The 21,394-nt window shown below is 66.7% G+C and carries 23 protein-coding genes and 1 riboswitch; of the genes, 14 read left to right on the top strand and 9 right to left on the bottom strand.

The genetic code is table 11. From position 1 onward, the window contains the following. Positions 1-60: 60 nt before the first annotated feature. Positions 61-246, bottom strand: coding sequence for a hypothetical protein (locus QU595_RS05025; protein WP_315919582.1), 186 nt, complete (start codon positions 244-246; stop codon positions 61-63). Between QU595_RS05025 and QU595_RS05020 the strand changes: the two genes are divergently transcribed. From QU595_RS05020 to QU595_RS05010, 3 genes are all read left to right on the top strand, one after another. Beyond that, the gene (locus QU595_RS05020) at positions 235-1,431 is read left to right on the top strand and encodes a cyclopropane-fatty-acyl-phospholipid synthase family protein (RefSeq protein ID WP_315919581.1); all 1,197 of its coding nucleotides are present in this window, start codon (positions 235-237) and stop codon (positions 1,429-1,431) included. The genes QU595_RS05025 and QU595_RS05020 overlap by 12 nt on opposite strands. Before the next feature lie 82 nt (positions 1,432-1,513). Continuing rightward, on the top strand, positions 1,514-1,837 hold the full coding sequence (locus tag QU595_RS05015; RefSeq protein WP_315919580.1) for a YnfA family protein: 324 nt from the start codon (positions 1,514-1,516) through the stop codon (positions 1,835-1,837). Continuing rightward, complete coding sequence (locus tag QU595_RS05010) at positions 1,837-2,799, top strand: small ribosomal subunit Rsm22 family protein (protein ID WP_315919579.1); 963 nt, start codon at positions 1,837-1,839, stop codon at positions 2,797-2,799. The genes QU595_RS05015 and QU595_RS05010 overlap by 1 nt, the downstream gene beginning before the upstream one ends. 9 nt (positions 2,800-2,808) lie before the next feature. On the opposite strand, the gene QU595_RS05005 is transcribed toward QU595_RS05010, so the two are convergent. Beyond that, positions 2,809-3,405 (bottom strand): hypothetical protein, encoded by a 597-nt coding sequence (locus QU595_RS05005; RefSeq protein WP_315919578.1) that lies wholly within the window; start codon positions 3,403-3,405, stop codon positions 2,809-2,811. A gap of 305 nt (positions 3,406-3,710) precedes the next feature. Here QU595_RS05005 and QU595_RS05000 point away from each other — a divergent pair, with 305 nt between their 5' ends. The 4 genes from QU595_RS05000 to purF all read left to right on the top strand — a co-directional run bounded on the left by QU595_RS05000 (position 3,711) and on the right by purF (position 9,000). Beyond that, the gene (locus QU595_RS05000; protein WP_315919577.1) at positions 3,711-5,201 is read left to right on the top strand and encodes a replicative DNA helicase; all 1,491 of its coding nucleotides are present in this window, start codon (positions 3,711-3,713) and stop codon (positions 5,199-5,201) included. Positions 5,202-5,332: 131 nt separating this feature from the next. Next, positions 5,333-6,748, top strand: a complete 1,416-nt coding sequence (gene radA, locus QU595_RS04995; protein WP_315919576.1) for a DNA repair protein RadA — start codon at positions 5,333-5,335, stop codon at positions 6,746-6,748. Positions 6,749-6,772: 24 nt separating this feature from the next. Then, complete coding sequence (locus QU595_RS04990) at positions 6,773-7,420, top strand: CvpA family protein (RefSeq protein WP_315919575.1); 648 nt, start codon at positions 6,773-6,775, stop codon at positions 7,418-7,420. A 110-nt stretch (positions 7,421-7,530) separates the two neighbouring features. Continuing rightward, on the top strand, positions 7,531-9,000 hold the full coding sequence (gene purF, locus QU595_RS04985) for an amidophosphoribosyltransferase (RefSeq protein ID WP_315919574.1): 1,470 nt from the start codon (positions 7,531-7,533) through the stop codon (positions 8,998-9,000). A 12-nt stretch (positions 9,001-9,012) separates the two neighbouring features. Here purF and QU595_RS04980 read toward each other — a convergent pair whose 3' ends face one another. After that, the gene (locus tag QU595_RS04980; RefSeq protein ID WP_315919573.1) at positions 9,013-9,435 is read right to left on the bottom strand and encodes a DoxX family protein; all 423 of its coding nucleotides are present in this window, start codon (positions 9,433-9,435) and stop codon (positions 9,013-9,015) included. A gap of 185 nt (positions 9,436-9,620) precedes the next feature. On the opposite strand from QU595_RS04980, the gene QU595_RS04975 reads away from it, so the two are divergent. Together QU595_RS04975 and QU595_RS04970 are read left to right on the top strand one after the other, a co-directional pair. Further along, complete coding sequence (locus QU595_RS04975; protein WP_315919572.1) at positions 9,621-10,427, top strand: SDR family NAD(P)-dependent oxidoreductase; 807 nt, start codon at positions 9,621-9,623, stop codon at positions 10,425-10,427. Positions 10,428-10,559: 132 nt separating this feature from the next. Further along, complete coding sequence (locus tag QU595_RS04970) at positions 10,560-10,808, top strand: hypothetical protein (RefSeq protein WP_315919571.1); 249 nt, start codon at positions 10,560-10,562, stop codon at positions 10,806-10,808. 63 nt (positions 10,809-10,871) lie between these two features. Here the strand turns inward: QU595_RS04970 and QU595_RS04965 are convergent, their stop codons facing one another. Further along, positions 10,872-11,381: an OsmC family protein gene (locus QU595_RS04965; protein ID WP_315919570.1), complete on the bottom strand. Its 510-nt coding sequence runs from the start codon at positions 11,379-11,381 to the stop codon at positions 10,872-10,874. Positions 11,382-11,557: 176 nt separating this feature from the next. Here QU595_RS04965 and QU595_RS04960 point away from each other — a divergent pair, with 176 nt between their 5' ends. The 3 genes from QU595_RS04960 to QU595_RS04950 all read left to right on the top strand — a co-directional run bounded on the left by QU595_RS04960 (position 11,558) and on the right by QU595_RS04950 (position 14,406). Then, positions 11,558-12,448, top strand: coding sequence for a DMT family transporter (locus QU595_RS04960; RefSeq protein WP_315919569.1), 891 nt, complete (start codon positions 11,558-11,560; stop codon positions 12,446-12,448). Positions 12,449-12,559: 111 nt separating this feature from the next. Beyond that, a complete protein-coding gene (locus tag QU595_RS04955) occupies positions 12,560-13,417 on the top strand; it encodes a DMT family transporter (protein ID WP_315920716.1) in 858 nt (285 codons plus the stop codon). A 275-nt stretch (positions 13,418-13,692) separates the two neighbouring features. Further along, positions 13,693-14,406, top strand: coding sequence for a 2-acyl-glycerophospho-ethanolamine acyltransferase (locus QU595_RS04950; RefSeq protein WP_315919568.1), 714 nt, complete (start codon positions 13,693-13,695; stop codon positions 14,404-14,406). Here the strand turns inward: QU595_RS04950 and pssA are convergent. Beyond that, positions 14,403-15,140: a CDP-diacylglycerol--serine O-phosphatidyltransferase gene (gene pssA / locus QU595_RS04945; protein WP_315920714.1), complete on the bottom strand. Its 738-nt coding sequence runs from the start codon at positions 15,138-15,140 to the stop codon at positions 14,403-14,405. The two genes, QU595_RS04950 and pssA, sit on opposite strands and share 4 nt — an antisense overlap. Before the next feature lie 86 nt (positions 15,141-15,226). Continuing rightward, on the bottom strand, positions 15,227-15,979 hold the full coding sequence (locus QU595_RS04940; protein ID WP_315920712.1) for a phosphatidylserine decarboxylase: 753 nt from the start codon (positions 15,977-15,979) through the stop codon (positions 15,227-15,229). 66 nt (positions 15,980-16,045) lie between these two features. Next, positions 16,046-16,190: riboswitch (FMN riboswitch) on the top strand. Positions 16,191-16,270: 80 nt separating this feature from the next. Here QU595_RS04940 and QU595_RS04935 point away from each other — a divergent pair. Further along, on the top strand, positions 16,271-16,705 hold the full coding sequence (locus QU595_RS04935) for a 6,7-dimethyl-8-ribityllumazine synthase (protein WP_315919567.1): 435 nt from the start codon (positions 16,271-16,273) through the stop codon (positions 16,703-16,705). A gap of 84 nt (positions 16,706-16,789) precedes the next feature. Here QU595_RS04935 and QU595_RS04930 read toward each other — a convergent pair whose 3' ends face one another. The 3 genes from QU595_RS04930 to QU595_RS04920 all read right to left on the bottom strand — a co-directional run bounded on the left by QU595_RS04930 (position 16,790) and on the right by QU595_RS04920 (position 20,656). Then, positions 16,790-18,676, bottom strand: a complete 1,887-nt coding sequence (locus tag QU595_RS04930; protein ID WP_315919566.1) for an ABC transporter ATP-binding protein/permease — start codon at positions 18,674-18,676, stop codon at positions 16,790-16,792. 25 nt (positions 18,677-18,701) lie between these two features. Beyond that, a complete protein-coding gene (locus QU595_RS04925; protein ID WP_315919565.1) occupies positions 18,702-19,031 on the bottom strand; it encodes a metalloregulator ArsR/SmtB family transcription factor in 330 nt (109 codons plus the stop codon). Between the two features lie 137 nt (positions 19,032-19,168). After that, positions 19,169-20,656 (bottom strand): Ig-like domain-containing protein, encoded by a 1,488-nt coding sequence (locus QU595_RS04920; RefSeq protein WP_315919564.1) that lies wholly within the window; start codon positions 20,654-20,656, stop codon positions 19,169-19,171. Positions 20,657-20,766: 110 nt separating this feature from the next. Here QU595_RS04920 and QU595_RS04915 point away from each other — a divergent pair, with 110 nt between their 5' ends. Beyond that, positions 20,767-21,378, top strand: coding sequence for a TIGR00730 family Rossman fold protein (locus tag QU595_RS04915; RefSeq protein ID WP_315919563.1), 612 nt, complete (start codon positions 20,767-20,769; stop codon positions 21,376-21,378). Positions 21,379-21,394: the final 16 nt, after the last annotated feature.

The following is a 21,394-nucleotide window of genomic DNA, read 5'->3' as shown; positions in this document are numbered from 1 at the left end:
CATAATCTGGACCAAAAGCCCGGGCCTCGTGCCCGGGTTTTTTGTTGAAAAAGGAACTTTTCAAGGCAGATCGTTTTTAGCAAGATCGGGCATATTGCCGTCTGATTGGGTCTTGCCATGAATATTCTCCTGCATCGCCTTGCCGAGAAAATGATCCGCGTCGGAAGCCTGACCATTACGGGTCCGGACGGAATCACCCGCAATTTCGGCGACGGCAGCGGCGAGAAGGTGCACATGGTCATCCATACGCGCCGCGCCGAACGCGCGATTACGCTGCATCCCTCGCTCGCCATTCCGGAAGCCTTCATGGAGGAGGAACTGGATTTCCTCGAAGGCGACGTGCTCTCCTTCCTGCACCTGGTCTACGAGAACACGGGCATTTCCTGGATCGATTCCAACTGGGGCAAGCTGTTGAACCACGCGCGGCTCGCCGCGCGGCCGTTCCAGCAGCTCAACAGCGCGCGCCGGTCCAGGCGGAACGTGGAGCGCCACTACGACCTTTCGGGCGAACTGTACAAATTGTTCCTCGACGACGACATGCAGTATTCCTGCGCCTATTACGAGCGGCCCGACATGACGCTCGACGAGGCGCAGCTCGCCAAGAAGCGGCACATCGCCGCCAAGCTGAAGATCAAGCCGGGGCAGACCGTGCTCGACATCGGGTCGGGCTGGGGCGGCATGGGCCTCTACATCGCCAAGGCCTTCCAGGCCGACGTGCTCGGCGTCACGCTTTCGACCGAACAGCATCAGGTTTCGACCGACCGGGCGCATGCCGAAGGGTTGCAAGACCGGATCCATTTCGAATTGCGCGACTATCGCGACCTGTCCGAGCGCTTCGATCGCATCGTCTCGGTCGGCATGTTCGAGCATGTCGGCATCAACCACTACCGCACCTTCTTCGACAAATGCGCGACGCTGCTGAAGCCGGACGGCGTGATGCTGCTGCATACGATCGGCCGCGTCGGCCCGCCCACCACCACCAACGCCTTCATCCGCAAGCACATCTTCCCAGGCGGCTACATCCCCGCCCTGTCGGAAGTGATGCCGCATATCGAGCGCTCCGGCCTGATGGTCACCGACGTGGAGGTGCTCAGGCTGCACTATGCGGAGACGCTGAAGGCATGGCGCGAGCGCTTCCTCGCCAATCGCGACAAGGTCAAGGCGATCTACGACGAGCGCTTCTGCCGCATGTGGGAGTTCTATCTTTCCGGGTCGGAAGCCTCGTTCCGCTGGCAGGACCTGGTGAATTTCCAGATCCAGGTGACCAAGCGCAACGACGTGCTGCCGATGACCCGCGACTATATCGGCAAGTGCGAAAAGACGCTTGCCATGCACGAGATGGGCCATTCCAGGACCGAGCCTGTTGCCGAGCCGGCCGAGAAGACCCAGGCCAAGCCTACGCACAGGCGCAAGGTGGCCGGCGAGGACTAGGATCACTCGCAGGCCGTGTTGCCGCTTGCCATCGGCCGCGCTTGCGGCGAATAAGGTCCCGTCATCCGGCGGGACCTTTTGCATGACCTACCTGATCTATGCCGCAGCCGCGCTTGCCGAAATCGGTGGCTGTTTCTCGTTCTGGGCGTGGCTTCGGCTGGGCAAATCGCCGCTTTGGCTGGCGCCGGGCCTTGTTTCGCTCGTCCTCTTCGCCTGGCTCCTGACGCTGGCGCCGTTGGACGCCGCCGGCCGGGCCTACGCCGCCTATGGCGGCATCTACATCATGGCCTCGCTCGGCTGGCTGTGGCTGGCCGAAGGCGTGCGCCCGGACCGCTGGGACCTGATCGGCGCGCTCGTCTGCCTCGGAGGCGCGTCGATGATCCTGTTCGCGCCGAGGGGCGCCTAGTGGAACTGCCTGCCGCGCTGCGCCAAGGCGTCGACCGCCTGCTGGAAGGGGTGCCGCCGGCAGCGCTCAAGGAAGCGGCGCGGACCCTTTCCGAGCGCTACCGGGCCGAAACGCGCGACGGCCGGCTGCATATGGCCGGCGACATGGCGGCGAAGGCCTATCTGGCGGCGCGGCTGCCCGCGACCTATGCCGCGGTGCGGGCAAGCCTCGATCATGCCGCCGACGCGCTGCCGGAATTTTCGCCGAGGTCGCTGCTCGATGTCGGCGCCGGGCCGGGCACCGCGCTCTGGGCCGCCGCCGACCAGTGGCCCGGCCTCGAAAAGGCTACACTGCTGGAAGCGAGCGACCCGGCGCGCAAGATCGGGAAGACATTGGCCGAAGCCCTTGCCGCGCAGGTGGAATGGATTTCCGGCGATGCGACCCTTGACCTCGACAGGGCGCCGCCGGCCGATCTGGTCACCGTCGCCTATGTGCTGGACGAACTGGCGCCGGCCTCGCTGCCGAAGCTGGTCGAACGCCTGTGGGGGCTGGCCGGCGGCATGCTGGTCGTCATCGAGCCCGGTACGCCGGCCGGCTGGCGGCGTATCCTGGCAGTCCGTGCGCAATTGATCGAAGCCGGCGGCCATATCGTCGCGCCCTGTCCGCATCAGGCCCCCTGCCCGCTTGCCGCGCCCGACTGGTGCCATTTCGCGCGGCGCGTGGCGCGCTCGCGCATCCATCGGCTGACCAAGGATGCGGAGGTGCCCTGGGAGGACGAGAAGTTCATCTATCTGGCCGTGTCGCGCCAGCCCGCTTCCGGATTTGCCGCACGCGTGCTGGCGCCCCCGAAATCCGGCTCCGGCAAGGTGGCGCTGAAGCTGTGCCAAGCGGACGGCACGGCGGCCGAACGGCTGATCACCAAGCGCGACGGCGATGCCTTCAGGCGCGCGCGGCGCGCCGACTGGGGCGACAGCCTGCCATAGCCCGGCCGATCAGTGACGGCGGCTGTATTCGTAGCGCACGAACAGCCAGCTTTTGCCCGTTCCGTTGGCCATCATGACATGCTGCTCCTTGAGTGCATGGTCGGCGTCCGGACTTGAAATCGCCATGTCGGATATCATGAAGCGGCCTTCGACCTCCGACCCGAAGCCGACGAAGCCCTGCGGCACGAACTGCACGTCGATCCTGCCGTCGCGCGCGGGTCCGAAACTGCTTGCCGGCATGATGCTCACCGGAAAGCGGGTGTCCATCGACACATATTTCCAGCGGCCCTCGACCCGGTCGAAATTGAGATAGTCCAGCCGCGTGAAGGGCGGCGTTTTCGAGCCCTGCGCCGGCTGCATGGTTTCCTGCAGGATGGGGCCGATCATCTTGCGCTCGGCGATGATTCCGCGGCTTACGATCGGCTGCGCGCCGGGAGCCGGCCAGATGGTCGCCACCACGTCCCAGCTACCCGCCTGCTTCTCCAGAGATTGCTGCTCCGGTCCCGCGACGGACATGCGCTCCGCCGCCGAGAGATCGGCGGACCGGACGGGCGCGGCGACGGCAAGCATCGCAGCGAAAGCGGCAGGGATGGCGAATCTGCTCATGTGAAGGCTCCCGGTTGAAACCCGCCCGCGGGCAACTTGAAGAGGGAGCGCAGAGCGGTCAACCTCCTGCGCCTCGTATATGTTCTTGATATGTTCCGAACCATGCGCTAAGAGGCGCGACCCTTCGGGGTCAATGCCCCGAGTCAACGGGAATCGGCGGACTGGAATTTAGTCCTGTGGACGATCGGTGCTTTCTGTGAATCACGGTGAGTTCCTCCGGTAGTATCGGCAGTGATGCATCCATGTCAGCACCGACTCGCCTTGGTTCTGCTAACGACGCTGCGGGTTCAGGGAACGGGAACAAGATGGCAGAGGCAGCACGCAAGTTCAGCACGGCCGAAACGCCGCTCTATCGCGAGGCGCCGAACAACATCGAGGCCGAGCAGGCGCTTCTGGGCGCCATGCTGGTCAACAACGACGCCTTTTACCGCGTCTCCGATTTCCTCAAGGCCAGCCATTTCTACGAGCCGCTGCACCGCAGGATCTTCGAAATCTCGGCCGACCTGATCCGCATGGGCAAGATGGCCAATCCGGTGACGCTCAAGACCTTCCTGCCCGCCGACGAGAAGGTCGGGGACATGACGGTGATGCAATATCTGGCCCGGCTGGCGACGGAGGCGGTCACCGTCATCAATGCCGCCGACTACGGCCGCGCCATCTACGACCTCGCCACGCGGCGCGCGCTGATCACGGTCGGCGAGGACATGGTCAACATCGCCTATGACGCGCCGGTGGACATGTCGCCGGCCGACCAGATCGAGGACGCTGAGAGGCGGCTGTTCGAACTGGCCGAAACCGGGCGCTATGACGGCGGTTTCGAGAGCTTCACCGATGCGGTGAAGACCGCCGTGGACATGGCCAACGCCGCCTATATGCGCGACGGCCATCTTTCCGGCACCGCCACCGGCCTGCGCGACCTCGACAAGCGCATGGGCGGCCTGCAGCCTTCCGACCTGATCGTGCTGGCCGGCCGCCCCGGCATGGGCAAGACCTCGCTCGCCACCAACATCGCCTTCAACATCGCCGAGGCCTACGTGCCGGCGCAGCAGGCCGACGGCAGCTTCAAGGCGGCCAATGGCGGCGTGGTGGGTTTCTTCTCGCTGGAAATGTCGTCGGAACAGCTCGCCACCCGCATCATCTCCGAGCAGACGGAGATCCCCTCCTCCAAGATCCGGCGCGGCGAGATCTCCGAGATGGATTTCGAGAAGCTGGTGGCCTGCTCGCAGACCATGCAGAAGCTGCCGCTGTTCATCGACCAGACCGGCGGCATCTCCATCGCGCAACTCGCGGCGCGCGCCCGGCGGCTGAAGCGCCAGCGCGGGCTCGACGTCATCGTCATCGACTATATCCAGCTCATGACCGGCTCCTCGAAGGCTTCCAGCCAGAACCGCGTCCAGGAAATCACCGAGATCACCACTGGCCTCAAGGCGCTGGCCAAGGAACTCGGCGTGCCGATCATCGCGCTGTCGCAGCTCTCGCGCCAGGTGGAAAGCCGCGACGACAAGCGCCCGCAGCTTTCGGACCTACGCGAATCGGGCTCCATCGAGCAGGACGCCGACGTGGTGCTGTTCGTCTACCGAGAGGAATACTACCTCAAGAACAAGGAGCCGAAATACGGCACGGAAGAACACATCAAGTGGGAAGCCGAAATGAACGAAGCGCGCGGCAAGGCCGAGGTGATCGTGGCCAAGCAGCGCCACGGCCCCACCGGCACGGTGCCGCTCGGCTTCCAGGGCGAGTTCACCCGCTTCTTCGACCTGGCTGAGGACAGCCACATGCCGGAACGGTTCGAGTGAACGGCAATCGCCAGTCGGCAGTCGGCAATCGGGGTTGAGAATGGATGCGCTTCAAATAGTCGACACTGTCGTGCGGTCCTGCTGTCACCTGCCGCCGACTGCCGACTGCCGGCTGCCGACTGCCGACGCCCATGGCTAAATCGCGCACCCAGTTCATCTGCCAGAATTGCGGCACGGTGCACCAGCGCTGGGCCGGCAAGTGCGATTCCTGCGGCGAGTGGAACACGCTCGTCGAGGAAGGCACCAACAGCGGCATCGGCTCCGGGCCCGCTTCGCTGCGCAGCGCGCGCAAGGGCCGCGCGGTGGCGCTCACCAGCCTGTCGGGCGACATCGAGGACGCGCCGCGCATCGTCTCCGGCATCGGCGAGCTGGACCGCGCCACCGGCGGCGGCTTCGTGCGCGGCTCGGCGCTGCTGGTGGGCGGCGATCCGGGGATCGGCAAGTCCACCCTGCTGACGCAGGCCGCGGCGGCGCTCGCCTCGAAAGGCCATCGCATCGTCTATGTCTCGGGCGAGGAAGCCGTCGCGCAGATCAGGCTGCGGGCGCAGCGCCTCGGCGTCGCGGCCACGCCGGTGGAACTGGCCGCCGAAACCAATGTCGAGGACATTCTGGCGACCATCGCCGACGGAAAACGGCCGGACCTGGTCATCCTCGATTCCATCCAGACGCTGTGGACCGACCTTGCCGATTCGGCGCCGGGCACGGTCACGCAGGTGCGCGCGGCGGCGCAGGCGCTGATCCGCTACGCGAAGTCGACGGGCGCGGCGATCGTGCTGGTCGGCCACGTCACCAAGGAAGGCCAGATCGCCGGCCCGCGCGTGGTCGAGCACATGGTCGACGCCGTGCTCTATTTCGAGGGCGAAGGCGGCCACCACTACCGCATCCTGCGCACGGTCAAGAACAGATTCGGGCCGACCGACGAGATCGGCGTGTTCGAGATGTCCGACGGCGGCCTGCGCGAGGTGGCGAATCCGTCCGAGCTTTTCCTCGGCGAGCGCCACGCCAAGTCGCCGGGGGCAGCGGTCTTCGCCGGCATGGAAGGCACGCGGCCGGTTCTGGTGGAAATCCAGGCACTTGTGGCTCCCTCCTCGCTCGGCACGCCACGCCGCGCCGTGGTGGGCTGGGACGGCGCGCGCCTTTCCATGGTGCTCGCCGTGCTGGAGGCGCATTGCGGCGTCCGCTTCGGCCAGCACGACGTCTATCTCAACGTCGCCGGCGGCTACCGCATCTCCGAGCCGGCGGCCGACCTGGCGGTGGCGGCGGCGCTGGTTTCCTCGCTGACCGGTCTTGCCCTTCCAGCCGATTGCGTCTATTTCGGCGAAATCAGCCTTTCTGGTGCCGTAAGGCAGGTTGCGCATGCGCAGCAGCGTCTCAAGGAGGCTGAAAAGCTGGGTTTCGGAAGCGCGGTTCTGCCGCTCGGCAGCGAAGAGATCGGCGCAGGCATAGGGGCCGGCGCGTTCCGGCCGACCGAGCTTGCCGAGCTGGTGGCGCGAATCGCCGGCACCCGTCGCGGCAGCGCGCGCGCGCTGGCCGACGAAATGGAATGAAGCGGCTCTTCATGGAGTGGGGACATGCCCATCACGTTGCTTGACGGAATCCTCGTCGGCTTCACCCTCGTCTCGGCAATGCTGGCCATGGTGCGCGGCTTCTCGCGCGAGGTGCTGTCCGTCGTCTCCTGGGCGGCGGCGGCGGCAGCGGCCTTCTTCTTCTACAAGCCGCTGATCCCCTACGTTCAGCCCTATATCGACAATGACAAGATCGCCATGGCGGCAGCGGCCGCCATCGTCTTCATCATCGCGCTGATCGTGGTGTCGGTCATCACCATGAAGATCGCCGATTTCATCATCGACAGCCGCGTCGGCGCGCTGGACCGGACGCTGGGCTTCCTCTATGGCGCGGCGCGCGGCATCCTGGTCGTGGCCGTCGGGCTGATGTTCTTCAACTGGCTGGCAGGGTCCAACGCGCCGGCCTGGGTCGCGCAGGCCAAGTCCCGCCCGCTGCTGGAATCGATCGGCACCTCCATCGAGAACATGCTGCCGGAAGACCCCGAGAACACCATCCTGAAGCGGCTGAACAAGCAGGGCACGACGCCCGAGGCCGGCACCGGCGGCGAGGCGACGACGCCCGCGCCCGACGCCGGCGACCAGAGCGCGCCGGACGACGAGGCTCCGCCCGCCAACCCGCCCGCGGAGACCACGCCGCCCGCCAACAACAACTGAGGCGGCGGGCGCGCACGGCCTGCAGCCGGCAAAGGCCGATTTGGGCCGGTTGATACGTTGCTTTCGACCGGCCGACACTCTATATCGCGGCTTTAGAGAGGCTTCAGGCTATGGCAGACGCAGCCGACGTGCTTTCCGCCGAGGCAGACGACCACTTCCATGACGAATGCGGGGTGTTCGGCATCTTCGGACGCCAGGACGCGGCGGCCATCGTGACGCTCGGCCTGCACGCCTTGCAGCATCGCGGACAAGAGGCGGCCGGCATCGTTTCCTACGACGGCGCGCAGTTCCACGTCGAGCGCCATGTCGGCCTGATCGGCGACACCTTCACCAAGCAATCCGTGCTCGACCGCCTGCCCGGTGCGCGCGCCATCGGCCATACGCGCTACGCCACCACGGGCGGCGCGGGCCTGCGCAACGTCCAGCCCTTCTTCGCCGAACTGGCCGACGGCGGCTTCGCCGTTGCGCATAACGGCAATCTGACCAACGCCATGACGGTGCAGCGCACGCTGCAGAAGCAGGGCGCGATCTTTTCATCCACCTCCGACACCGAGACCATCCTGCACCTGGTCGCCACGAGCAAGGAGCGCGACCTCAACGCACGCTTCATCGACGCGGTGCGGCAGATCGAGGGCGCGTTTTCGCTGGTGGCGCTATCGTCCAAGAAGATGATCGGCTGCCGCGACCCGCTGGGCATCCGCCCGCTGGTGCTGGGCGACCTCGACGGCGCCTGGATCCTGGCGTCGGAAACCTGCGCCCTCGACATCATCGGCGCGCGCTTCGTGCGCGACGTCAAACCGGGCGAGATGGTGGTGGTGACGGCCAAGGGCATCGAGAGCCTGTTCCCGTTCGAGCCGCAGAAGACGCGCTTCTGCATCTTCGAATATGTCTATTTCGCCAGGCCGGATTCGCAGATCGAGGGCCGCAACGTCTATGAGGTGCGCAAGCGCATCGGCATAGAACTGGCGCGCGAGAGCCCCGTCGATGCCGATATCGTGGTGCCGGTGCCGGACAGCGGCACGCCGGCGGCGATCGGTTTCAGCCAGGAAGCCGGCCTGCCGTTCGAACTCGGCATCATCCGCAACCATTATGTCGGCCGCACCTTCATCTCGCCGGGCGATTCCATCCGGCACATGGGCGTGAAGCTCAAGCACAACGCAAACCGCCGCATGATCGAGGGCAAGCGCGTCGTGCTTGTGGACGATTCCATCGTGCGCGGCACCACCAGCCAGAAGATCGTGCAGATGGTGCGCGAAGCCGGCGCGAGGGAAGTGCACATGCGCATCGCCTCGCCGCCCACCCGCGCCTCCTGCTTCTACGGCGTCGACACGCCGGAGAAATCGAAGCTTCTCGCCTCGCGCATGTCGATCGAGGAAATGGCGGAGTTCATCCGCGTCGATTCGCTCGGTTTCCTTTCCATCGACGGGCTCTACCGGGCCGTCGGCGAGGCTTCGCGCAACGGTGAGCAGCCGCAATTCTGCGACGCCTGCTTCACCGGGCAATATCCGACGCGGCTCGCCGATTTCGACGGCGCCGACAACGTGCGCACCCTGTCGCTGCTGGCCAGCAACGGGCAGTAGGCCACCGCCGCTTCAGCGCGCGGAAGCCGCCGTTTGCGTCCAGATGAAGCCCTTGCGAAGCGCCAGCCGCTCGCCCGGCCCGTGCACGGCCGCAAACAGCAGGCCGGCCAAAAAGGTGAAGTGATCGACGAAGAAGCCGAACTCCGCCTGGTTGCCCTGCCAATGCGACGGTCCGTGAAAAACAAAGGCGAGGAAGATCACATAGACGGCCGCCAGCAGCGCGGCTTCCGAGAAGAAGGCTCCGGTCAGGAAGGCCAGCACGAGCGCGACCTCGAAGATCGCCGCCACCCAGGCCAGGAAAAGCGGAAACGGAAATCCCGCCGCGGCGATATAGGCGGCCGTGGCCTCCATCCCGGCGAATTTGAAGCTCGCCGCCAAGGCGAAGACGCCTGCGAAGATCAGCCTGGCGACGAGAATGGCGATTGTCCTGCCCATAAGTCCCTCCTTCGAAACATGCGTTACCGGCCTAGGACGCGCGACGCCCGTCCTGCCCGACACGACCGCCGAAAATTCTCCTGTCCGCCACGGGTGCGACACCCGTTCCGCATTCAAGGGTTTCGCCAGAGGCGGATTCGTCCTATCTGGTGCCGCATCCTAATAGGCTCATATTGGATAGCTGCATGACCAATTCTCCCGACCAGGCCCGCCCCGAAGAAGATACCGTCGAGCCTGCGGTGCCCGATCTCAGCGGCCGCATCGCGCTGGTCACCGGCGCTTCGCGCGGCATCGGCTATTTCCTCGCCAGGCAGATGGCCGCCGCCGGCGCCCATGTGGTGGCCGTGGCCCGCACCGTGGGCGGGCTGGAGGAGCTGGACGACGCGATCAAGGCGGAGGCGGCGAGCACCGGCAAGGGCGCGGCCACGCTGGTGCCGCTCGACCTGACCGACATGGAAGGCGTGGACCGGCTGGGCGGCGCGATCCACGAGCGCTGGGGCAGGCTGGACATACTGGCCGCCAATGCGGGCGTGCTCGGGGTCATCGCCCCCATCGGCCATGTCGAGGCCAAGACCTTCGAGAAGGTCATGACCGTCAACGTCACGTCGACCTGGCGGCTGATCCGCTCGGTCGACCCGCTGCTGCGCAAATCCGACGCCGGCCGCGCCATCGTCATGTCCTCTGGCGCCGCCCATTCGGGGCGGGCTTTCTGGGCGCCCTACGCGGCCTCGAAGGCCGCCGTCGAAGCGCTGGCGCGCTCCTGGGCCGACGAGACGCGCAACATGCCGCTCTGCGTCAACGTCGTCGATCCCGGCGCGACGCGCACGGCGATGCGCGCGCAGGCCATGCCCGGAGAGGATCCCGAGACCTTGCCGCATCCTTCCGAGATCGCGGCGCGCATCCTGCCGCTGGCGGATCCGGCGCTGAGCAGGACGGGCATGATCTTCCAGGCCGGACGCCAACGCTGGGTCGAGTACCAGCGGCCGGCCTGAGGCACGGCGCGGTCCTCCCGGCGTACGCGGGCAGCTCCCTCTTTTCGACGGGCCAGCTTTCACCTGCGGTGGAGACTTGCTAGACTCGCCGGGCATACTCCCCCGAATCCAAAGCCAAAGTGAGGAATTCCCATGTCATCGACCATCGCGCTGGTATGGTATCTCGTCGTTGCCGGCCCCCAGGGCGGCATGGTCGTGCTGCCGAGCACATTCGACACGCGCGAGCAGTGCGCCTCGGCGATCGCTGAATACCAGAAGCAGCCCGCGCCCAACGGCTGGACGGTGCAGTGCATTCCCAGCGCCTCGCCCTATGCCGACGACATGGGCGACAATGAAAACGGCAATCAACAGCAGCAGACGCCGCAGGCCCCGCAGGAATAGCCGGGACCAGCCGAGGAAAGCCCGGACGAAGCGGGCTTTCCTCCTTCACGCTCGTCGGGTTCTTCATGCCGGCGCGGCGAAGATCGAAAGTTCGGGCCTGGAATTGAGGGTCTGGAACACCACGCAGTAGCGTTCCGTCAGTTTGAGCAGAAGGTCCACCCGCTCCTGCGGCTCGTCGCTGTCCAGCGCGAATTTCAGACGTATGGCGCGGAAGCCGACCGGCGCATCCTTGGCCACGCCGAGCGTTCCGCGAAAATCGAGGTCGCCTTCCGCCTCGACCGTCGCCGCGCCCAGCCGGAATTCCAGTGCGGTCGCCACCGCCTTCAGGGTGACGCCGGCGCAGGCGACGAGCGCCTCGAGGAGCATGTCGCCGGAGCACAGTTCCAGCCCGGAGCCGCCCGTCGCCGGATGCAGGCCCGCCACCGCCAGCGCCCTGCCGGTTTCCACCTTGCAGGCTATGGCCCCGTCCTCGACCGCGCCCCTTGCCCGCAGCGTGATCAGCGCCCGCGAAGGGTCGTCGCGATAGGCGTCCTTGAGCGGCGCCTGCATTGCCTTGATAGCGGCGGCATCCATGGCTTCCTCCCCTTACGATAGGAAATCATAGCAGCTTCGGCCGGTTACCGCGATGCTGCGCCAACGCTCGGCAATGGCTGGCGCAGCGCCGTGGCGCGGCCCTGTGGTGTAGCATCCGGCGGAAGGCGGCCGGAGGGCGGTTCGCCGGCATTTCTTGCCAGACGGAATCCCCGACCATGGCCGAAGCCGCGGTGCTCGATACGCGCGAAAAGGTTTTCGCCGGAATATTGCTGACCAGCTCGGCCTATCTGCTGTTCTCGGTCCAGGACGCCACCATCAAGCTCCTGGTGGTCGGCATCAGCGTGTGGCAGATCCTGTTCTTCCGCAGCGCGGCCATACTCGTGGGCTGCGCCCTCATCGGGGGGCGGAAACTGTTCGCCGATTCGGTCCGTTCGCCCATCGTGACGCCGATGCTGCTGCGCAGCTTCCTCATCCTTGCGGCCTGGCTTTGCTTCTACACGGCCGCGAAATCGCTGCAGCTGGCCGAACTCACCACCATCTATTTCGCCGCGCCCATCATCGTGACGGTGCTTTCGATCCTGCTGCTGGGCGAAAAGGTGCCGCCGTTGCGCTGGGCGGCGGTGCTGTGGGGGTTCGTCGGCGTCTTCGTGGCCTGCGACCCGGCCCGGCTCGGCCTCTCCCTCCCCGTCCTGCTGGTGCTGGCGGCGGCCTGCATCTGGGCCCTTTCGATCGTGCTGATGCGCAAGATCGCGCTCCAGGAGCGGACACTCGTCCAGCTCGTCCTCAACAACGCCTTCTTCCTGGTCATCGCCGGCCTGCCGCTGGCCTTCCTGTGGCAGACGCCGACGCCCGGCGAGTTCTTCCTGCTGGTCACGGTCGGCGCGCTCGGCGGCCTGGCCCAGTTCCTCCTGTTCGAAGGCATGAAGCGGGCGCCGATCTCGATCATCGCGCCCTTCGAATACACGGCGCTGATCTGGTCGTTCGCGCTGGGATTCGCCATCTGGGGCGACGTGCCGCGCGACGGGGTGTTTACCGGCGCCGCCATCATCCTGAGCGCCGGCCTGCTGATCCTGGCCAGCGAAAGGCGGCGGCGATGGGCAAGCTGAATTCCCCTTCCCGCCGATGCGTCCTGCCACGAGGCTGGCAGGAGCGCTGGCGTAGGTTCGTGTCCGGAGGTGCAGGCAGTGTCGCATAGCGAAACCGGCGCAAACGAACGCATGCTGGGCATCATGCTGGTGGCTGCCTCGGCCGCCGTTTTCGGCCTCGCCGGGGTGCTGACCAAGTCCATCCACGCCGACCCGCTGACCATCAATTGCTGGCGCGGGCTGGTCGGCGGCGCGCTGATTTCCGTCTACGTGTTCTGGCGCCGGCGCAACAGCGGCATCGCGGGGCTGCCGCGCCTCGGCTGGCGGGGCTGGCTGCTGGCCACGATCGGGGCGTGCGCCAGCATCGCCTTCATCTCCGCGTTCAAGAACACCTATGTGGCCAATGTCGCGATCATCTATGCCACCGCACCCTTCGTCGCGGCGCTGCTCGGCTGGCTGCTGCTGCGCGAGCGCGTGCGCGCCCAGACCATGCTGGCCGCCGTCCTGTCGCTGGCCGGCGTGGGCATGATGGTGTTCGCGGGGCTCGGCACCGGCAGGCCGTTCGGCGACGCCCTCGCCCTGGTCATGACCTGCGGCAGCGCGCTCTACATGGTGCTGGTCCGCAAGTTTCGCGACACGCCCGTCGTCTGGGCCGGCGCAGTTTCCGGCTTGCTGCTGTTCGTATTCGGCTGGCTGGTGACGGACCCATCGGCCATCTCCTGGCGGGACGCCTGGCTGCTGGCGGCCTTCGGCGTCTCCTTCGCGCTCGCCTCGGTGCTGTGGACGGAGGGCGCCCGGCTCATTCCGGCGGCGGAAGCCGGACTGCTGGGCTCGGCCGAAGTGCCGTTCGCCATCCTGTTCGGCTGGCTGTTCCTGACCGAGTTCCCGCCGCCGGCCAGCCTGATCGGCGGCGGCCTGGTGCTGCTCGCGGTCGTGGCCCATGCGGGACGCGACTGGCTCGCCGCGCGCCGCGCCGTCGCCCTGCCGTGACGCGGAAAAATTCGAAATCCGGCGGAACCGAACCGGCTGCGGCGCATTCATGCTTGCGACGGGCCGTCCCCAAGTCCCCCCAGACCACTGGCCCGTCCCCCTCCCAGCCGGTCCCACTCCGGCTTTTTCTTTGCCCGAGCGCAAGCCGGCGCGCGACGGCGCGACATTCGGCTCCGCTGCGATGGTTCAGGCGCATTGACCTCGGTGACGCATTGGTTAGTTTCTGCCCAAGCGGTCCTCCGCCGCGAAGCGAAGACAGTTGGGAGTGATGCGGTATGACCCTGACGCTATCGCTGCTCGCGGCCATAGCCATCGTTTGGGCGCTGGTTGCCATTGCGGTCCATTACCGGCTCGGTCTCGGCAAGGCGCAGGCGCTGCTCTATGCGCCGTTCAAGCTTGTCTTCCGCATCGACGACCGGGCGATGCGGGTCGCGCGCAAGGCCGACGCCCCGGTGATCTACGCCGTCGTGCACCAGTCGCGCATCGAGCCGGCGCTGATGCTGTCGCTGCTGCCTGCCGATACGCTGCACATTCTGGACGAGGCGTCGGCCGCGTCCTCCTGGCTGGAGCCGTGGCGTGAACTGGCCCGCACGATCGCCTTCAACGCCGAGCACATCTTCGTCAGCCGCCGTCTCGTGCGTGTGCTGAGGGGCAAGGGCCGGCTCGCGGTGTATATTCCCGACGACGAGGCGCCGGACGTGAAGGCGCTGCGCCTCTATCGCGCCATCGCCCATATCGCCATGCAGGCGGAAGCGCGGATCGTGCCGATATTCGTGGACGGCTCGCGCCTTCTTCCCGGAGCCTTCAAACCGGCGGCGGGCGACCGGCGCAGCCTGTTCCCCAAGCTTTCGATCAACGTGCTCGAGCCGATGAGCATGGACGAAATGACGGCAGCCTCGCCCGATCCGGCGGCGCGCAAACGCGACATCCTGTTCGATCGCGTGGCGTTGGCACGGCCCGCGCCTCGCGGCAACGGCGCGGCGTCCTAATCCATGTCCGGCGGCAGTTCCTTTTCGCCCTCAAGCTTGGCGCGGCGCGAATAGGCCCGCATGCTGAGGGGCAGGAACGCCAGATAGGCGAAGGCAGAGGCCGTCAGCGTGTACCAGGGATAGCTTGCCAGCAGCAGGAAATAGAGAACGACGGCCAGGATGACCAACAGAACACGGTCGCCCGGGATCTTCAGGCTCTTGCCGGAATAGACCGGCAGGCGGCTGACCAGCAGGAACGCCACCAGCACCGTATAGGCCGTGCCGATCATGGCCATGGTGCGCGTCGGGTGCACGCCGAGGAAGGCGATGTAGAGCGGCAGCATGACCAGCAGCGCCCCGGCCGGCGCCGGCACGCCGACGAAATAGTCGGACTGCCAGTCCGGCTGGTCGTGCGCCTCGTCCAGCACGTTGAAGCGGGCGAGCCGCATGCCGCAGGCGATGGCGAACAGAAGCGTCGCGATCCAGCCCAGCGAACCGACCCGGTCGAGCAGGTAGGCATAGAGCACCAGCGCTGGGGCGACGCCGAAATTGACGATGTCGGCCAGCGAATCCATCTGCGCGCCGAATTTCGAGGTCGCCTTGAGCAGGCGCGCCAGCCGCCCGTCTATGCCGTCGAGGAAGGCGGCGATAAGCACCATCACCACAGCCGATTCGAAACGTCCCTCGAAACCGAAGCGGATGCCCGACAGGCCGGCGCAGATGGCCAGCACCGTGACGAGGTTGGGAAAGACCATGCGCAGCGGAATCTCGCCTATGCGCGGCCCGCCATGGCCATGCGCCTCGAACCGCTTGAAGGGCGCGCCTGCCAAGGTCATGTCCCTCAGGAGATACTTACAAGCGGCGCGCTGCGCGTGCCGCCGAACTCGGCGATCACGGTTTCACCCGCCACCGCGGTCTGGCCGACGGCCACGCGCGGCACCGCCGCCGCAGGCAAATAGACATCGACGCGCGAGCCGAAGCGGATCAGGCCGAATCGTTCGCCCACGGACAGCGCGTTGCCGGCCTCGGCCCAGCACAGGATGCGGCGCGCCACCAGCCCGGCGATCTGCACCGCCGCCACCGTGCCGTTCGGGCTTTCGATGACGAGCCCGTTGCGCTCGTTCTCGGCGCTGGCCTTGTCCAGCTCTGCGTTGAGGAACTTGCCGGGCCGATGTTCGATGCGGCTGATGCGGCCGCGCACGGGAGCGCGGTTCACATGGCAGGAAAAGACATTCATGAAGACGGAGACGCGCGTCATCTCGGCATTGCCGAGGCCAAGCTCGCGCGGCGGCACGGCAGGCCCGACGGACGACACGACGCCGTCGGCCGGGCTGATCACCAGCCGATCGTCAACGGGCGTGACCCGTTCGGGGTCGCGGAAGAAATAGGCGCACCAGCCGGTCAGGATCAGGCCGATCCAGAACAGGACGGACGAGAAATAGCCGAGCAGCAGCGTCGCCGCCGCAAAACCGGCTATGAAGGGATAACCTTCGCGATGGATCGGCACGAAGGCGTTCTTGACCGTGTCGACGAGATTCATCGGGCGCTGGTCGGGCTCCGTTTCGGGTCCGGCCTGTCTAGCGGAAACGGCCAGAAGCCGCAACGCGGCAATCTGGGCGTTCCCAGCCTTGCGCAAGCAGCGGGCTTGCGTCTATGTTCCCGGCGTTCTCAGGGCGGGGCGCAATTCCCCACCGGCGGTATGCGGCCGAAGCCGCGAGCCCGCGAGCGCCTTCCTCCGGGAAGGGTCAGCAGACCAGGTGAGATGCCTGGGCCGACGGTTACAGTCCGGATGAAAGAGAACGGCAAGTCCGAGGGGCCTTACGGCCTTTCGTGCTGTCCGTGATCGCCTTGGGTGACGTGTCTGTTACGAGAAAGGCGATCAAAGATGACACACACCCGCTATGCTTTCATCAAGGCCAATTGGCATTCCGACATCGTGGACCGGGCGCTGGAAGGGTTCTGCGAGCTCATTCCGGCCGCGCAGGTCGATGTGTTCGACGTTCCCGGCGCTTTCGAGATGCCGCTTCTGGCGCGCGACCTGGCCGCTTCCGGTCGCTTCGCGGCCGTGGCGGCGGCGGCCTTCGTGGTCGACGGCGGCATCTACCGGCACGAATTCGTGGCGCAGGCCGTGGTGGACGGGCTGATGCGCGCCGGCATGGACACCGGCGTGCCGGTGCTTTCCGTTTCGCTCACGCCGCACCACTATCAGGAGACCGAGCATCATTCGGCGATCTACCGCGCCCATTTCGTCGAGAAGGGACGGGAAGCGGCCAAGGCCGCGCTGATGATCGGCCGGACCCGCGCCGCGCTGGCGGCGTAGTTTCACGGACACGCGCCGACCGGAAGAACCGCGGGGCCGGCAAGGCATGGGGCGGCACCGGCGCGCCGCCCGCTCCTGCCGGCCTCAGGAGACTTCCGCAGTGCGGCGGCGCACAAGGATGCCCATTTCATCGGTCTCGCGGGCGATGCGCAGGCGCTCCTCCGCCTCGGTCGCCTCGCGCTGGCGATCCCACATGGAGGCGTAGAGCCCGTGCTGCTTCAAAAGTTCGGCATGGGTGCCGCGCTCGGCGATGAGGCCGTCCTTCAGAACGATGATCTCGTCGGCCGAAACCACCGTGGACAGCCGGTGCGCGATGACGATGGTGGTGCGGCCCTTGCTGACGAGGTCGAGCGCGGCCTGGATCTCCTGCTCGGTGTGGGTATCCAGAGCCGAGGTCGCCTCGTCCAGGATGAGGATCGGCGGGGCCTTGAGGATGGTGCGGGCAATCGCCACGCGCTGCTTCTCGCCGCCCGACAGCTTGAGGCCGCGCTCGCCGACCATGGAGCGATATCCTTCCGGCAGGCGCTCGATGAAGGGGCCGATCTGGGCCAGCTCCGCCGCCCGGCGAATCTCTTCCTCGCCGGCGCCCTGTCGTCCGTAGCGGATGTTGTAGGCAATGGTGTCGTTGAACAGCACCGTGTCCTGCGGCACCATGCCGATGGCGGCGCGCAGGCTCTCCTGCGTGACGTCGCGCACGTCCTGCCCGTCGATCAGCACCGCCCCCTCCTGCACGTCGTAGAAGCGGAACAGAAGGCGCGAGATGGTGGACTTGCCCGCCCCCGAAGGCCCGACGATGGCCACCGTCTTGCCGGCGGGCACCTCGAAGCTCACGCCCCTCAGGATCGGCCGGTTCGGCTCGTAGGCGAAATGCACGTCGCGGAACTCGACGCGGCCGGGCCCGGGAACGAGCGGCTTGGCGCCGGGCCTGTCCACCACTTCCTGCTGCACGTCCAGAAGCTCGAACATCTGCTCGATGTCGGTCAGGCCCTGCCGGATCTCGCGGTAGATGAAGCCGATGAAGTTCAGCGGCACCGAAAGCTGCATCAGCATGGCGTTGATGAAGACGAAGTCGCCCACGGTCTGGGTGCCGCGCGTGACTTCGAGCGCCGACATGCACATGACCACGGTGGTGCCGAGGCCGTAGATCACGCCCTGGCCGAAGTTCAGCCAGCCCAGCGAGGTCCAGATGCGGGTGGCCGCCAGCTCGTAGCGCGCCATGGAGCGGTCGAAGCGTTCGGCCTCCATCGCCTCGTTGCCGAAATATTTCACGGTCTCGAAATTGAGCAGCGAATCGATGGCCTTGGTGTTGGCGTCGGTGTCGCTGTCGTTCATGTCGCGGCGGATGTTGATGCGCCAGTCGCTCGCCTTGACCGTGAACCAGACATAGACGGCGACGGTGACGGCCACCACCGCCACATATTTCCAGCCATAGGTGAAGGCGAAGATGCCGGCCGTCAGCGCGAATTCCAGCACCGTCGGCGCCGTGTTCAGCATGATGAAGCGCACGATCGTCTCGATGCCCTTGGTGCCGCGCTCGATGATGCGCGACAGGCCGCCGGTGCGCCGTTCCAGATGGAAGCGCAGCGACAATTGGTGCATGTGGACGAAGGTGCGGAAGGCAAGCTGGCGCACGGCGTGCTGGCCGACCCGCGCGAACAGCGAATCACGCAGCTGGTTGAAGCCGAGCTGCACCACCCTGAGCACGTTGTAGGCGATGACCAGCGCCAACGGTCCGAGCAGGAAGGCCGGCAGCGGCGGATGGTATTTGCCCTCTCCGGCCAGCGCGTCGGTGGCCCATTTGAAGAAATATGGGCCGGCGACCAGCACCAGCTTGGCCACGACCAGAAGCAGCGTCGCCCATGTCACCCGCCATCTCAGGTCCGGCCGGTCGGCCGGATACATGAAGGGCCACAGGTTGCGCAAAGTCTTCAGGGTCGAGCCGGAATCGGCGGAAACGGTTTTTTCGGGCACTTTTCTTGCCTTGCAAAAAGAAGGATCAGCAGCCGGGACGGCAGGATTCGACCAGTTCGGCCAGGTCTCGCGACAATGCCGCCAGCGCCGCGCGGTCCACGGTGTAGCGCGAGCGCTGGCCTTCCGCAGCGAAGCGGACCAGCCCCGCCTCCACCAGCACCTTAAGATGCTGGGAGACGGTGGACTGCGCCAGATCGATGCGCCGCACCACCTCGCCGCAGCAGCAGGACGAACTCTGCGCCAGGTGACGCAGGATTTCGAGGCGCGCGGGATGCGACAGCGCGGCAAGCTTCGCCGCCATCGCGCGGGTGTGGGCGGACGGGCAAGGCTCTACGGTGCCGGCGATTTCATTCATCGTATATCGGCGATATACGATGAAACCACATTCCGCAAGGGACAGGATGGAAAGAACGGACGTTCCGAGGCGTCCTCACATTCCGAGTCCGCCTTTGTGCGCATCGTCTTGTTTGCGCGAAGCTTTGCGGCCGCGCCTTATTGCTGCGTCTTGATCCGGTCGCCCATGGCCCTCATGTCGGCGGCCTCGCCTTCGCGCGACTTTTCCGGAACCTTGAACACCTGGCCGGGCCAGATGCGATCGGGATCGCGAATCTGGTCCTGGTTGGCGAGATAGATGGTCGAATAGCGCACGCCGCGGCCATAGACCTGCCGCGAAATGTGCCAGAGCGTGTCGCCGCGCTTGATGATGACCGCGCCATCGACCTGTTGCAGCTTGGGCGAGACCGTCTCCGGCACGGCCGAACCGGCCGAAGCCTGCGCCTGCGGCGCAGCCTCTTCCTGCGAGGCCGCGGGAGCCGCCGCGGAGCCGGACGCCCCCTGCGCGGCAGACGGCTTCTGCTGCGGGGACGGCGCGACGGCGGCGATCGATTCGCCCGGCTCGCGCTGGAACGGCACGGCGGCGCGCGCGATCACCTTGGCTCCGTCGGCATCGAGTGCGTCGACCCGGATCGTATATTCGCCCACCGGCAGGTCGCGCGCGACCTCGACGAGGAAATGGCCGTCCGGCGAGGTCACGGCATCGCCGAGCAGGATGTCGTTGGCATAGGCGCGCACCTTGCGGCCGGGGTCGGCGAGGCCGGCCACGAAGATCTTGGCGCCATCGATCTCCACGGCCTCCACGACGACGGTCGGCCCGGAAACGTTGGCGGCGGGCGCCGGCTGTGCCGATGCCTGCGCACCGGCGGCCGGCTGCGAGGCGGCCGCTTCGGCGGAGCCGGGCGCCGGAGAGGCGGCGGCGCCGTCCGCCGGCGCCGGGGCGGTGGCGGGAGCAGACTGGCCCGTGGCGGCCGCGCCTTCGGCCTTCTTTTCAGGCTTCGGCATGGTCAGCACTTCGGACGCCTTGCCGGGCTCCTCCACCATGGCCAGCACCTGCCCGCCCGACTTTTCCGGGATGGAGACCACCGCGGTCTGCTCGGAGGTGGCGACCGTCTTGTCGGGCGAGGTCGCGCGCAGCACGAGCTGGTAGTCGCCGGGCTTCAGCGGGTCTTCCAGGATGATGGCGAAGGCGCCGTCCGGGCCCGCCTTGGCGGAGCCGAGCACGGTCGCCCCGTGAATGACTTCGACGTCGGAATTGGGCGCGGCGCTGCCAGCCACCACCATCGAGCCGTTACCTTCGACCCGCACGACATCGAAGACCGGCGCGACCACGCCCTTTGCAGCCTCCTTCGGGGCCGCTTCGGGCGCCGCCTGGCCGGACGACGGCTGCGCGGAGGAGGCCGAGCCCGCCGGCTTCATGGCTCCGGCATCCGGGGTCGAGGTCGCCGGAACGCGCGCCACGGTGCCGGAGGCGGTCTTGTCCGAAGGTTCCTGTGCGGCCGCCGGCTTCTGCGGAAGTGCTGCGACTTCGACGGGAGGCGCCTGCCTGAAAAGCGGGTCGAGCCCGCCCGAAACATAAGCGACCCCTACCAGGGCGGCAGACCCGCCGGCCGCGAACAGCAATGCCTTGAGTGGAGTTACCGCCATGTTTTCCTGCCCCTTGGCCCTCAGCAGCGGTCTAGCCTGTTTTATCGGCACCGACAAGAAAAAGCCCCAAAACACTTGACGGAGCTGGGGCGGGCACCACCAATCAAGAAATGAACACGATTCGATCCGTCTGCGTCTATTGTGGGTCCTCGCCCGGCCGCGACCGCGCCTATATCGAAGCGGGTCACACGCTCGGCCGCTCGCTTGCCCGGTCGGGCCTGCGCCTGGTCTATGGCGGCGGCACCAAGGGCATCATGGGCGCCGTGGCGGACGGCACGCTGAAGGCCGGCGGCAAGGTGACGGGCATCATCCCCCGCTTCCTGATGAACAAGGAAGCCACCGAGGCCGCGCTCGGAAAGCTCAACGACCTGGTGATCACCGAGAACATGCACGAGCGCAAGCACCGCATGTTCGAGGAATCCGACGCCTTCGTCGCCCTGCCCGGCGGCATCGGCACGGTCGAGGAGATCGTGGAGATCATGACTTGGGCGCAGCTCGGCCATCACCGCAAGCCGATCGTGTTCGCCAATATCAAGGGTTTCTGGGAGCCGATGCTGTCGCTGATCGAGCATATGACAGACGAGGGCTTCATCCACACCGCCCATAACGTCAAGCCGCTGGTGGTGGACGACGCCGAGGCCATCGTCGCCACCGTGCTGGCGGCAGGTGCGGCCGACGGCGCGCCGACCGAGGGCGTCTCCTCGGTCATCGACAAGATGTAGGCAGGAGCGGCGGCCC

The organism is Mesorhizobium sp. SP-1A, assembly GCF_032460275.1.
Classification (GTDB): Bacteria; Pseudomonadota; Alphaproteobacteria; order Rhizobiales; family Rhizobiaceae; genus Mesorhizobium.
Note: the sequence above shows the minus strand (reverse complement) of the source record. Positions and strands in the feature narration are given on the sequence as shown.